Source organism: Uliginosibacterium sediminicola, assembly GCF_039631295.1.
In the GTDB taxonomy this organism is placed as follows: Bacteria; Pseudomonadota; Gammaproteobacteria; order Burkholderiales; family Rhodocyclaceae; genus Viridibacterium; species Viridibacterium sediminicola.
Window position 1 is genome coordinate 118,985 of the sequence record NZ_JBDIVE010000006.1, and the last position, 12,501, is coordinate 131,485.

At 63.9% G+C, this 12,501-nt stretch carries 7 protein-coding genes; 1 reads left to right on the plus strand and 6 read right to left on the minus strand.

Annotated features, from left to right (window positions below; translation table 11 throughout):
- Positions 1 to 10: 10 nt before the first annotated feature.
- The gene (locus tag ABDB84_RS12370; protein ID WP_345920047.1) at positions 11 to 6,616 is read right to left on the minus strand and encodes a tetratricopeptide repeat protein; all 6,606 of its coding nucleotides are present in this window, start codon (positions 6,614 to 6,616) and stop codon (positions 11 to 13) included.
- A gap of 102 nt (positions 6,617 to 6,718) precedes the next feature.
- Positions 6,719 to 8,296, minus strand: coding sequence for a peptide chain release factor 3 (locus ABDB84_RS12375; protein WP_345920048.1), 1,578 nt, complete (start codon positions 8,294 to 8,296; stop codon positions 6,719 to 6,721).
- Between the two features lie 192 nt (positions 8,297 to 8,488).
- On the opposite strand from ABDB84_RS12375, the gene ABDB84_RS12380 reads away from it, so the two are divergent.
- Entirely contained in the window at positions 8,489 to 9,397 is a 909-nt protein-coding gene (locus ABDB84_RS12380; RefSeq protein ID WP_345920049.1) for a DMT family transporter, read from the plus strand.
- Here the strand turns inward: ABDB84_RS12380 and ABDB84_RS12385 are convergent.
- The 4 genes from ABDB84_RS12385 to ABDB84_RS12400 form a co-directional block, all read right to left on the minus strand.
- Positions 9,394 to 10,113, minus strand: coding sequence for a UDP-2,3-diacylglucosamine diphosphatase (locus ABDB84_RS12385; protein ID WP_345920050.1), 720 nt, complete (start codon positions 10,111 to 10,113; stop codon positions 9,394 to 9,396). The two genes, ABDB84_RS12380 and ABDB84_RS12385, sit on opposite strands and share 4 nt — an antisense overlap.
- A gap of 68 nt (positions 10,114 to 10,181) precedes the next feature.
- Positions 10,182 to 10,679 (minus strand): peptidylprolyl isomerase, encoded by a 498-nt coding sequence (locus ABDB84_RS12390; protein WP_345920051.1) that lies wholly within the window; start codon positions 10,677 to 10,679, stop codon positions 10,182 to 10,184.
- A gap of 23 nt (positions 10,680 to 10,702) precedes the next feature.
- A complete protein-coding gene (locus ABDB84_RS12395; protein ID WP_345920052.1) occupies positions 10,703 to 11,296 on the minus strand; it encodes a peptidylprolyl isomerase in 594 nt (197 codons plus the stop codon).
- A complete protein-coding gene (locus ABDB84_RS12400; RefSeq protein WP_345920053.1) occupies positions 11,293 to 12,492 on the minus strand; it encodes a L,D-transpeptidase family protein in 1,200 nt (399 codons plus the stop codon). The genes ABDB84_RS12395 and ABDB84_RS12400 overlap by 4 nt, the downstream gene beginning before the upstream one ends.
- Positions 12,493 to 12,501: the final 9 nt, after the last annotated feature.

The window sequence follows — 12,501 nt, forward strand, 5'->3', positions numbered from 1 at the left end:
TGAACACGCCCTAAGCCCGCAGATCAGCTGCCAGACTTTGCAGCACGGCCGGCCATTGCCGCGTGCTGTCTTGTCGGTAGAGCCTGACGCTGGCATACCAGGGGCTGTCTGTTCGCTCGATCAGCCAGCGCCAGTCCGGCACATAGGGCAGCAGGATCCAGGTCGGGCGGCCGAGAGCTGCGGCGAGGTGGGCGACGCTGGTGTCGACGCTGATCACCAGATCCATCTGCATGCACAGCGCGGCGGTGTCGCTAAAGTCCTTGATCTCGTCGGCAAACTGGCGGATCTGCGGCTGCGCGCCGAGCTGTGCCCGTTCGGCCGGACTGAGTTCCTTCTGCAGGCAGACGTATTCGTTGCCGGCGGGCAGATGGGCGAGCAACTGCTCCAGCGCCAGGCTGCGCTGGCGGTCATTGGCGTGGGTAGGGCTGCCACGCCAGACCAGGCCGATGCGCCGTGCGCGGGGATTGTCCAGTGTATTGCCCAGTCGCGCAGCCCACTGCGCCTGACGTGCTGCATCGCTGTACAGATAGGCGTGCGGCGCGGGGATGCTCTCCAGCGTGGTGCCGAGCAAGCCCGGCAGAGACAGCAGCGGGCAGTGGTAGTCGAACTCCGGCAAGGCTTCGCCCGTGACGATGCACTGACTCAGCGCCTCGATCTTGCTGAACAAGGCGGCCAGCGGTGCGGGGACTTCGGCCAGCACTGTGGCGCCTTGCGCGGCCAGCACGCTGGCGTAGCGGATGAACTGGATGCTGTCGCCATAGCCTTGCTCGCTGTAGAGCAGGATGCGCCGGCCAGCGAGCGGTGCCACGCCGTCCCAGCGCGCTTGCGCGAAGCTGCGCTGGCGCTGCCGGAGCTTGTGCCAGCGCAGCTCGTAGAGATTCCAGCCGGCGGCAAGCTCGCCCTTGAGCAGCAAGGCCAGGCCCTTGTTCCATTGCGCATCGAGATAGTCGGGGCGGATCGCCAGCGCGCGTTCGTAGCTCTCCAGCGCGGCGTCGAGCTGCTTCTGCTCGCACAGCGAGATGCCGAGGTTGTAGTGCGCATCGGCATAGTCCGGCTGCCGGCGCAGTGCTTCGCGAAAGGCGGCGCAGGCGGCGTCGAACTGTCCCAGGCGCTTGAGCGCGATGCCACGGTTGTTGATCGCTTCGGCGTAATCGGGGTGCAGCTGCAGCGCGCGATCGAAATGCGTCAGCGCTTCCTCGCTGCGCGAGACTTCGTTGAGGGCGATGCCGGCATGGTTGTGCGCGACCGGGTCCTCTGCGTCGATGGCGAGACTCTGCGTGATGAGTTCTGCGGCGCGTGCGTACTGGCGCTGCTGCAAAGCCACCACGCCGAGGTAGTGCAGGCTCGGTGCATGCTGCGCGTTATGCCGCAGGATGTCTTCATACGCCCGGGCCGCCACCGCCAGTTGCCCGGCCTGATGTTGCGTGAGGGCCGTGGCAAAAGCTTGCTCGCAGGTCTGCTTGGCGCCGAGTGCGAGCAGATCGTCGCGCACGCGTTGCAGCACGCCGGGCCAGCTGCGATCCGCCGCCTGCCGATAGAGTTTGACCGAGGCATACCAGGGGCTGTCCTCGCGCTCACGCAGCCAGCGCCAGTCAGCGTTGTGGGCGAGCAGGATCCAGGTCGGGCGGCCGAGTGCTGCGGCAAGATGGGCGACGCTGGTGTCCACACTGATCACCACATCCATCAGGCTGCACAGTGCGGCGGTGTCGCTGAAGTCCTGCAAGTGCTCGCAGAACAGGCGGACTTTGGGCTGCTTGGTGAGCAGGGAGCGATCTTCGTCGCGCATCTCCTTTTGCAGGCAGATGTAGTCGCCGACATCGGGCAAGCAGTCGATCAGCTCGGACAGCGCGATGCTGCGCCGACGGTCGTCCTTGTGGCCGAGGCTGCCACGCCAGACCAGACCGATACGCGGACGCGTCTTGCTGCCCAGGCGTGCCGACCATGTGGCGAGGCGCTGGGCATCGGCCTGCAGATAGGCCTGCGGGCTGGGAATATTGGCCAGTGTGGTGGCACAGGCCAGCGGCAGGGACAGTAGCGAGATCTGGTAGTCAAAGGGTGGCGGCGCCTGATCGCTGAGCAGCAGCTGCACGCCTTGGAGCTGCTGCATCAGGCTGTAGAGGCTGGCGGGAACTTCGGCAATCACCTCGGCGCCCAGCGCGGCGAGCAGGCGCGTGTAGCGCAGGAACTGGATGCGGTCGCCCAGCCCTTGCTCGCCATGGACCAGGATGCGCTTGCCGGCGAGTGCTTCGCGCCCACTCCAGGTGGGCTCCTTGAAATGACGCTTGAATTTACGCAGGCTGCTTTGCTGCCAGCGGCTTTCATAGAGCGCCCAGCCATGTGCCAGATTGCCACGCGTCAGCTCGCCCAGCGCCTTGTTCCAACTGGCCTCGGCAAAGTCGGGGCGAATCGCCAGCGCGCTGTCGTAGGCGGCAATCGCGCCATCGATATCGCCCAGTTCGTGCAGCACCACGCCACGGTTGGTCAGCGCTTCGAGATAGTCCGGCTTGAGGGCCAGGGCGCGCGCGTAGCTGGCCAGCGCATCGAGCGGGCGGTCCAGATTCTTCAACGCCACGCCTAGATTATTGTGCGTCTCCGGCCGCTCCGGCTGCAGTGCCAGGGCGCGTTGGTAATCGATCACTGCCTCGTTGCTGCACCCCAGATCGTTGAGCACGATGCCGCGATTGCAATGGGTTTCGGCATTGTCTTCGCGGCAGGCGAGGGCGCGGTCATAGCTGGCCAGCGACTCGGCATAGCGCCCCAGCGCGTGCAGGGCGATGCCACGGTAATTGTGGGCTGAGTCATCTCCGGCATCGATCTTCAAGGCTGCGTCGAAGGCGCTCAGCGCTTCCGCGTGACGCTGCTGTGTGTTCAGTGCCGTGCCAAGATTCTTGTAGGCCAGCGCAGCGTCCGGGCGAACCTGCAGGGCTTGCGTGATCAAGCTGATGGCGCGATCTTGTTCACCACTCTGGCCGCAGATGATGCCCAGCAGGTGCAGGGCGTCGAAGTGTTGCGGCGCGTGTTGCAGCACCGTTTCGTACGCCAGACGCGCCTGTGCCAGATCGCCCTGCTTGTGCTTTTGCAGAGCCTCGCTCAGCAGTTTGGCGATGAAGCGCGGGTCTTCATTGCGCTGCACTGGTTGCAGCGCGGAGAGCGCTTGCTTCAGCTTTTGCAGCAGGCCGGGCCAGTCATTGCGCTGATCCTGACGGAACAACCTGACCGAGGGATACCAGGGGCTGTCCTCGCGATCGAGCAGCCAGCGCCAGTCCGGTATCTGCGGCAGCATGATCCAGGTCGGGCGGCCGAGGGCGGCGGCGAGGTGGGCGACGCTGGTGTCGACACTGATCACCAGATCCATCTGCGCGCAGAGCGCTGCGGTGTCGCCAAAGTCACGCAGTTCGGCGTCGAAGCGGCGGATCTGCGGATGCTCGGCGAGCGTGGCGGCGTCTGCCGCGCGTAGCTCCTTTTGCAGGCAGACGTAGTCGAACTGCGGAGGCAGATAGCGCAGCAAGACTGCCAGCGGCAGGCTGCGATGACGGTCGTTCTTGTGCTGCGGGCGTCCGCTCCAGACCAGGCCGACGCGCATGCGCTGCTTGCGACCCAGGCGCTGTGACCAGTGTTCGAGCCGCGCTGGATCAGCATGCAGATAAGCACCTGGCGATGGAATGCTGTCCAGGTGCGTGTTGAAGGCCAAAGCGAGGGACATCAGCGGGCAGTGGTAGTCGAACTCGGGCAAGGGCTCGCCATGGGCGTACCAATCGGCGACACCATCGAGCCCGCGCAGCACGCTGAGCAGTGGCGCCGGAACTTCGACGCTGACGTGCGCGCCCAGCTTGGCGACTTCTGCCACGTAGCGGATGAACTGGATGCTGTCGCCATAACCTTGCTCGCCGTGCAGCAGGATGCGTTTGCCGCTGAGATCTTGCTCGCCACTCCAGCGCGCCTGGCTGAAGCTGCGCTGCTGGCCGAATACCTCGGCTTGCTGCCAGCGCGATTCGTAGAGTCGCCAGCCCGGATCGAACTGCCCCATCAGCAGCAAAGTCATGCCGCGATTGACGAGCGCTTCGGCGTAGTCGGGCGTGATTTGCAGGGCGCGCGCGAAGTCGTCCAGCGCATCCTGCAGGCAGTTGAGTTCCTTCAGGGCGACGCCGCGATTATTGAGGGCTTCGGGAAAGGCCGGGCGCTTTTGCAGGGCCTGCGCATAACTGGCCAGCGCTTCCTGTTCGCGCCCCAGGGCCACCAGGGCCAGGCCGCGATTGCAATGCGCATCGGCATTGTCGGGATTGCAGCGGACGGCCTGCTCGAAGCTCGCCAGCGCTTCCGCATTGAGCCCCAGCGCCTGCAGGCTGATGCCACGGTAGTTGTGGGCGGCATCGTCGCCGGCTTGCTGGGCCAGCACGCGGTCGAAACACTGCAGTGCTTCATCGTGCCGGCCGAGGGCCTTGTAGGCCACGCCCAGATTCTTCAGCACCGGTAGATAGCCGGCATTGATCTGCAGTGCTTGGGTGAAGAGATCGATGGCGCGTTGATGGTCGCGCAGCTGCCCGCACACCAGGCCCAGCAGATGCAGGGCATCGAAGTTTCCGGGGTGCTTGTCCAGCACACGCTCATAGGCCTGCTGCGCGGCCTGCAGCTCGCCGCGTTGATGCAGGGCCAGCGCCGCATTGAGCTGGCGTGAGGTGTCTGCCTTGTCGGCCTGGATCTGCAAGTGCACCAGGGTGCGGCTGTCGAGCAACTCGGTACGCAGCTGTTGCAGGCAGCCCTGCCAGTCGCGCCGCGCATCCTGGCGAATCAGTCGGAAGGAGGGATACCAGGGGCTGTCCTCGCGATCAAGCAGCCAGCGCCAGTCCGGAATGAAGGGCAAGAGCAGCCAGGTCGGCAGGCCCAGGGCGCCAGCCAGGTGGGCGATGCTGGTGTCGACACTGATCACCAGATCCATCTGTGCGCACAGCGCAGCGCTGTCGTTGAAGTCCTGAAGCGCGTCCGTGAAGTGGCGGATCCGCGTTTGCGCGGCAAGTGTCGCCATATCCGCCGGGCGAAGCTCCTTTTGCAGACAGAAGTAGTCGTAGCCATCGGGCAGATAGTCGATCAGGCTGGCGAGTGCGAGGCTGCGACGATGATCGTTGGGATGACTCGGGCGCCCGCTCCAGGCCAGACCGATGCGCGGGCGCTGGCGGGGGCCAAGCTTCTGCGCCCAGTATGTCTGCTGCGCATCCGTGGCGCGCAGGTAGGCGGCGGCGCGCGGCACGCTGGCCACGGTGGTGCCGAAGGCCAGCGGCAGGGAAGCCAGCGGGCTGTGGTAATCGAAGTCCGGCAGCGCGTCGCCAGCCTGCACCCACTGCGCGACACCCGCGATGCAGCTGAACAGCGCCAGCAGTTCGCCCGGCGCTTCGACGACCAGGCGCGCACCTTGCTGCACCAGCAAGCTGGCATAGCGGATGAACTGGATGCTGTCGCCATAACCTTGCTCGCAATGCAGCAAGATGGTCTTGCCGCTCAGCGGGCTTTGGCCCTGCCATTGCGGCTGTGCGAAATGCCTTTGGCGCAGGCGGCTGTCCGCCTTTTTCCAGCGCCATTCGTAGAGCGGCCAGGCCTCGGCCCAACGGCCTGCGAGCAACAGCACCAAGGCCTTGTTCCAGCCGCTGTTGATGTGCTCGGGATCGACGGCGAGGGCTTGATCGTAGCTGGCGATGGCCTCATCCAGCCGCCTGTGTTCGAGCAAGGCGATGCCGCGGTTGTAGTGTGCATCGGCATACGCCGGCTGGCGTTGCAGGGCCTGGTCGTAGCTGACCAGGGCCTCATCCAGGCGGCCCAGTTCATTGAGCGTGATGCCACGATTGCAATACGCGCTGGCGTCTTCAGGCTGACAGGCAATCGCCTGATTGAAAGCCTGCAGCGCGGCTTCCAGCTGCGCACTGTGGTGCAGGGCGATGCCGCGATTATTGTGCGCTTCGGCGCAATCCGCGCGGAGTTTCAGGGCGCGACCAAAGCTTTGCAGTGCCTGCCCGTAGCGCCCGAGTGTGTTGAGCACGATGCCATGGTTGAGCAGGGCGGCGGCGTGAGCGGGCTTGAGCGAAAACGCCTGCTCGAAGCTCTCTAAGGCCTCGGCATGGCGCTGCATGGCGTGCAGCACCCGGCCGCGCTGAAACCAGGCCTCGGCATAGGGCGGGTTGATGCGCAGCGCACGCTCGTAACTGGCAAGTGCCTCGTCGAAGCGGCCCAGCTCGGCGAGCGCCACGCCACGGTTATGGGCAGCGTCGGCGTAATCGGCTTTGAGCGCCAGCGCAGCGTCAAAACTCGCCAGCGCCTCACGCTTGCGCCCCAGGCTGCTGAGCACGATGCCGCGATTGCTGTGCGCAGCCGGGTCCTGCGGTTTGCTGCGCAATGCGGCATCGATCAGCGCCAGCGCTCGTGGATGATCCTGTTGCTGCGCGGCGATCAGGCCCAGGTAGTGCAGGCTGTCTGCGTGTTGAGGATCCAGCGCGAGAATCGCTTCGTACAGGGCGGCAGCCTCAGCTGGGCGCCCCTGCTGGTGTGCCGCCAGCGCTTGCCTGAACAGGCCCGCCAAGGACTCGGGCGCGGAGCCGGTCGGCACGTGTGCTGTGCTGTGTTCCGTCATGCCCGAACCCTGATTGCATGCATTGCGGTCCTCGTCCACCTGTTCTGATGCGTCCGCCGCATCCCAAAGCCTGCAAAGCGCTCGCGCTGTTGGCAGCTGCGCTCAGTAGATTTCGCGCGTCTCCAGGAACTGTACCTTCGGATGCCGCTCCTGCGCCATCTGCAGGTTGACGCGGTTGGGCGCGAGATAGACGTAATCGCCTGAGCCGTCGAGTGCCATATTGGCCGGCGCCTTGTCGAGCAGGGCCTTGATGTCTTCGTCCTTGCCACGCAGCCAGCGCGCGGTGGCCCAGGAACAGGCTTCGAAGACGCATTCGACGGCGTACTCATGCTCCAGCCGGTGAGCGACGACGTCGAACTGCAGCACGCCGACAGCGCCGAGGATCAGGTCGTTCGATGCCAAGGGCTTGAACAGCTGGGTGGCGCCTTCTTCAGCGAGTTGTTGCAGGCCTTTTTGTAGCTGCTTCATCTTCAGCGGGTTCTTGATCTGCGCGCGGCGGAAGAGGTCGGGCGCAAACGAGGGGATGCCGGTGAATTTGAGGTCTTCGCCTTCGGTGAAGCTGTCGCCGAGGCGGATGCTGCCGTGGTTGGGAATGCCGATGATGTCGCCGGCCCAGGCTTCATCGGTGGTGTTGCGGTCCTGCGCCATGAAGGTGATGGCATTATTCACCGCAAACTGCTTGGCTTGCGAGACTTGCTTGATCTTCATGCCGCGCTCGAAGCGGCCCGAGCAGACGCGCATGAAGGCGATGCGGTCGCGGTGCTTGGGGTCCATATTGGCCTGGATCTTGAAGACGAAGCCGGAGAACTTGTTTTCTGCCGGATCGACCTGGCGGCTCTCCGCCGGGCGCGCCAGCGGGCCCGGTGCGTAGTCGACGAGGGCATCGAGCACCGATTGCACGCCGAAGTTATTGACGCCGGAGCCGAAGAACACCGGCGTCTGTTTTCCGGCAAGATACTTTTCCTGGTCGAAGGCGTGCGAGGCGCCGCGCACCAGTTCGACTTCCATGCGCAGTTCGTCGGCTTGCTCGGCGATCAGTTCGTCGAGGCGCGGATTGTCCAGACCCTGGATGATTTCCGAGGTACCTTTTTCGGCATGCGGGTCGAAGAAGGCGATGCTGTCGTTATAGAGGTGGTACACGCCACGGAAGCGCTTGCCCATGCCGATTGGCCAGGTCATTGGCGCGCATTCCATCTCCAGCGTCGATTCGATTTCGTCGAGCAGGTCGATCGGCTCCTTGCCTTCGCGGTCGAGCTTGTTGATGAAGGTGAGGATGGGCGTATCGCGCAGGCGACAGACCTTGAGCAGCTGGATGGTGCGCGATTCCACGCCATTGACCGAGTCGATCACCATCACCGCCGAGTCGACGGCAGTCAGCGTGCGGTAGGTGTCTTCGGAGAAGTCTTCGTGGCCCGGCGTGTCGAGCAGATTCACGATGGCATCGCGATAGGGGAACTGCATCACCGAGGAGGTGACCGAGATGCCGCGCTGCTTTTCCAGCTCCATCCAGTCGGAAGTGGCGTGGCGGCTGGATTTGCGCGCGCGCACTTCACCGGCGACCTGGATCGCGCCACCGAACCAGAGCAGCTTTTCGGTCAGCGTGGTCTTGCCCGCGTCAGGGTGGGAGATGATGGCGAAGGTACGCCGTCTGGCGATTTGTTCGTGCAGGGCTGTGGTCACGGTGCGTCTGCCGGCTGCGGGCCGGTATGTTGAATCTGGGAAGCCGACTATTCTAACGGTTCGGCGCGTGGATGCCGAATTGACGAGTAAACTCGGCCCCTTCGGTCTCGCCAGACCCGTCACTCGCCGCCCTGCGGCCACCCTTGCCCACGCTTTTGCAGCCAATTTGCTGCGCTCATTGATGACTCAAGAATGACTCAACACTCCACGCGGCTGACGCGAGAAGCCTTGGTATTGCTCGCCTGCCTGGCCATTGGCTGGGGCCTGAACTGGCCGGTGATGAAAATCGTTGTCAGCGAAGTCCCGCCGCTGAGCTTTCGCGGCTTCTGCCTGGTCGTCGGCGGTCTGGGCGTGCTGGCGCTGGCGCGCCTGTCGGGCCTGAGCCTGAAACTGCCGGCACGTCATTATCGCCAGATGATGTGGCTGGTGATCTTCAACATGATCGGCTGGAATGTGCTCGCCACCTACGGCGTCAGTCTGTTGCCCTCGGGCCGCGCCGCCTTGCTCGGTTACACCATGCCGCTGTGGTGCGTGCCGCTGTCAGTCTGGCTGCTCGGCGAAAAGCTCAGCGGACGGCGTGCGCTGGCGCTGCTGCTGGGGCTCGGTGGGGTGCTGGCCTTGATGGGCGAATCGGCGGCCGGCTTGCTCAGCTCGCCACTGGGCGTGTTGCTGATGGTTGCGGCGGCTTGGTGTTGGGCCTGCGGTATTGTCTTGCTCAAGCGCTGGCAGATCCCGCTCAACACGGTGGCGCTGACCGGCTGGATGATGCTGCTAGGCGGCTTGCCGCTGCTGATCGCGGCGCCCTTTGTCGATGGCCTGCCCACGCGCATGCCTTCGGCGCCGGTCTTTCTGGGCCTGCTCTACAACATCGTGATCGGCTTCATGTTCTGCTACTGGGCCTGGAACCGCCTGGTGCTGCTGGTGCCGGTCGGGGTCTCGTCGCTGTCCTCGCTGATCACCCCGCTGGTGGGCGTGGCGGCCGGGGCCGTGGTGCTGGGCGAACGACCAGGCTGGCAGGAATTCCTCGCCGCAGCACTGATTCTCGGCGCGGTGGCGGTGATCAATGGGCTCGGCGCAAGCGGCGAGCGCAATAAAGTCTAGACGCCGCTGAAGCTGCTGAGCGTACTGCCGTCCCAGCGCAGGCCGCAGGCTTGATCCTGCCAGTCGGGCAGGACATGGCGGATGCGCGTTTGGCCGTCCACATCAATGGTATGGCTGGCCGGGCGATGGGTGTGGCCGTGGATCATCAGGCTGGCACCGCTGTCGCGGAACGCCTGGGCGACGGCGTCCGGATGCACGTCCATGATCTCGGCGGTTTTGCCCTGCTTGGACATTTCGCTCTTGGCGCGCAGATCCTCGGCGATCTTGTGGCGGACCGGCAGCGGCTGGGCGAGAAACTGCGCCTGCCAGGCCGGGTTGCGCACCATGGCGCGGAACTGCAGATAGGCCACGTCGTCGCTGCACAGCACATCGCCATGCAGGAGCACGGCTGTCTGCGTGCCCAGCGTGATGCAGTGTGGTTCGCCGATCAGCTCGATGCCGGTGTTACGGGCGAAAGCGCTGGCCAGCAGGAAATCCCGATTGCCGACGATCAGCTTGATCGCCAGCCCGGCTGCGCTGGCTGCGCGCAGGGCATCGGCAATCTGGCGGTTGAAAGGCTCGGGCAGGTCGTCGTCGCCGGCCCAGTATTCGAACAGATCACCGAGAATCCACAGCGTATCGGCCTGGCGTGCACGGCTGGCGAGAAACGACAGGAAAGCTGAAGTTGTCGCAGGACGCGAGGGATGCAGGTGCAGGTCGGAGATGAAGTGGATCATCGAAGCAGGAGGGCAGGGGCAGAGGCAGGCAATGGCCGCCCATCCGTGGATGGACGGCCCGAGCCACTTTAAGCGGCGACGATTTCAGCCTTGTCGATGACGATGGGTTCGAGCGGCACGTCCTGGTGGAAGCCGCTGCGACCCGTCTTCACGCCCTTGATCTGTTCGACCACGTCCATGCCTTCGACGACCTTGCCGAACACACAGTAGCCCCAGCCCTGGGTGGTTTCGTTGCGGAAGTTGAGGAAGTCGTTGTCGGTGACATTGATGAAGAACTGTGCGGTCGCCGAGTGCGGGTCCGAGGTGCGGGCCATGGCGATGGTGCCGATTTCGTTCTTCACGCCATTGTTGGCTTCGTTCTTGATCGGCGCCTGGGTCGGCTTCTGGCTCATGTCGGGATTCATGCCGCCGCCCTGGATCATGAAGTTGCTGATCACGCGGTGGAAGATGGTGCCGTCGTAGTGGCCGGCCTCGACATAGGCGAGGAAGTTCTTGACCGATTCGGGCGCCTTGTCAGCGAACAGTTCGAGGGTGATGACGCCGAAACGGGTGTGCAGCTTGACCATGGGTGAGTCCTTGAGTGGGTGGTTTATTTCTTGCCGGCAGGTGCTGCGGCAACGACGCTGGCGCTGGTGATGATGATCGGCTGGAGCGGTACATCGCCCATGCCGGCCACATTGCCGGTGCGCACGCGGGTGATCTTGGTCACCGTGCTCATGCCATCGACGACCTTGCCGAACACGGCATAGCCGTTGCCGTCGGGGCTGGGATAATCGAGCATGCCGTTATCCGCAACGTTGATGTAGAACTGCGAGGTCGCAGAATTGGGGTCCGAGGTGCGTGCCATGGCAATGCTGCCGGTGACGTTGCGGAGGCCGTTCTTCGCTTCCAGTTCGATCGGGGCACGCACGGGCTTTTGCTGCATGTCCTTGGTGAAACCGCCGCCTTGCACTACGAAGCCGGGAATCACGCGGTGGAAAACCGTGCCGTCGTAATGCTTGTCTTCCACGTACTTGAGGAAGTTGGCGACCGATTTGGGGGCCTTTTCAGGGTTGAGCTCGACCGTGAAACTGCCCTGCGTGGTTTCGAACTTGACGCGCGGCGCCTCGCCGGCCAGCACGGCCTGAGTACACAGACAGGCCAGCACGATGGTAGCCTGACGAAGATGACCGATGATGCTCATGCGCTGCCCTCGTAAATGATTTTCCAGTCGCCAGCTTCCTTGATCCAGTACTGGCGCTTGTGGGTGGTGCCGCTGAGGTTGTTGCTGCGGTAGTCCTGATCGAATTCCACCACCACAATCTCTTGCTGACCGGGGTTGCGCAGCATGCTTACGTTTTGCACCGCGACCTTGATCCAGGTCTTGGCGTCGGCCACGCGGCGTTTCTGCTCGGCCCATGTCTTGAAATTGGCGTCGCCCGAGCTGAACTTGGGCGAGTAGTGGGAGAGGTATTTTTCGACATCACGGCTCTCCCAATCGCGCCGCCAGGCTTCGATCTGCGCCTGCAAGGCCTGACGGTCGTTCTGTACTGCCTCGAAGGATTGCCACTCGACTTCCTGGCTGATGATCACCGGCGTTACGCCGATCTGCAGCAGCGGCGAGATGCTGGTCAGGTCTTCATTGGTCAGCACCACACAGCCTTCCGAGGCCTTGGGCGGGCGCGAGTAGGTGTCCGAAGGCACGCCGTGCAGCCAGATGCCGTGGCCATCGCGGCCGTTCATGCGGTCCCATTCGTTGGGATAATTGATCGGGAACGCGCCGACGCCGTAAAAATCGCCCAGTTTTGCGCGCGGCAGATGCGAGGTGACGTGATAGACGCCAATCGGCGTGCGATTGTCACCCTCGCGGGTCTTGTTGGCGCCGGCCTTGCCCTGACTGATGTAGTAATCCGACACGAAGCTCGGCTGCCCCTTGTCGTTGCGATAGACGTAAAGACGCGAGCGCTGGGTATCGACGACCAGTGCGTACTTCTGCGACTCCGGCATCTGCAGCAGGTAGCGCGGCACTTCCTTTTGCGGACGCTTGGCATAACCCTGGATGCGCGCGATGACTTCCTCACGCAGATCGCCGAGCTTGCCGCCATTGATCTGGGCATTGTTGCCAAAGCCTTGCAGCGGCGCAAAGCGCGCTACCAGCAGATCGCCACGGATCAGGTGCGCAAGGCGGAAGTTGGGGTAGAGCTTGATCAGGTTTTCGGTGCGCATCAGCGCAGCGTCAAGCTTGTTGTTGTTGATGTCGCGCAGGATCAGCGCAATGGTTGCATCGGCTCCCGCGTCAGAGACGCCCGCCATGATGGTGCCCGGTCCGGCAGCGGAAGAGCTGGCGAATACACACACCAACAGGGCGATGCGCAAAAAACGACTTGATGACAACTGCATTGATGTTCC